The sequence below is a fragment of the Pseudomonas sp. FW305-96 genome (genome assembly GCF_058783825.1).
Window position 1 is genome coordinate 1 of the sequence record NZ_JBYSYW010000070.1, and the last position, 1,055, is coordinate 1,055.

Consider the following 1,055-nt stretch of genomic DNA (forward strand, 5'->3'; position numbering starts at 1 on the left):
TCCAGGGAATCGGCCACCAAGGTGAAGCCTTGCGGGCTGGTGATTTCGCCGTTCTGGTTGTCGACGCTGCCGAGGTTGTTCAGCACCAGCACCGGGGCCTTGATCAGGCCATGATTGACCAGCGCGCCCTGGCCCAGGTCGAGGGTGATCGAGGCCTTGCTCAGCATCCGGCCGGCCTGTTGGTCGAAACCGCTGGCGGTCAGGTGCATGGCGCCATCGCTGTCGATGCGGCTGTCGCTGCCTGCGTTGTTGACCTGGCCGGCCTTGAGGGTCAGGCGGTCGTTGCCGACCACATGGCCGCTGTCGCGGTTGTCGAGGGTGCCGGTGGCGATGTCCATGGCCCCCTGGGCGCCGACCTCGCCGGCGCGGTTGTCGAGGCTGGCGCTGCGCAGGTCGAGGGCGCCGTCGGCGGTGATCGAGCCACGCTGGTTGTCGACCTTGCCGGTGGTGGCCAGGGTCAGTTTGCCGGCGCTGCTCAGTTCGGCGTCGCTGTTGTCGAGGCTGGCGGCGGCAATGTCGAGGTCGCCCTCGCTGGTCAGCAGGCCCTTGCCGTTGTCCAGCGCCTGACTCAGGCGCAGGCGTGCGCCCTGCTCGGCGGAAACACGCCCGTCGCGGTTGTCCAGGGTCTGGCCGTCGAGGGTCAGTTGGCCCTTGCCGCGCAGCAGGCCCTGGGCCTGGTTGATGACCTCGGCCACCGTCAGCGCCAGGTCGGTGTCGGCCAGGACCTGGCCGCCGGTGTTGTCCAGACGCTGCCCGGTGAGGCTGAGCGCCTTGGCCGCGGACAGCTCGCCGCCGCGGTTGTCGACGCTATCCACGGTCAGGTGCATGCCCTGCCCGGCGCCGACCACGGCGCCCTGGCGGTTGACCAGTGTGCTGCCCTTGAGGGTCAGCTTGCCGTCGGCGGACAGCTTGCCGCCCAGCTGCTCCAGGCGCGTGACCTGGCCATCGAGATCGCCGCCGCTGGTCAGGCTGCCGCCGCTGTTGTCCAGGTGCGCGGCGACCAGGTCGAGGTTGCCCTTGGCGCCAAGGATGCCGAGCTGGTTGAGCAGCTCGCT

Annotated in this window: 1 protein-coding gene; it reads right to left on the reverse strand. The window is 69.8% G+C overall.

The window, feature by feature from the left end:
* Nucleotides 1-1,055 (reverse strand): hypothetical protein (locus AC3WL2_RS25770; protein WP_492574598.1); only part of this gene is annotated, 1,055 nt, incomplete at both ends.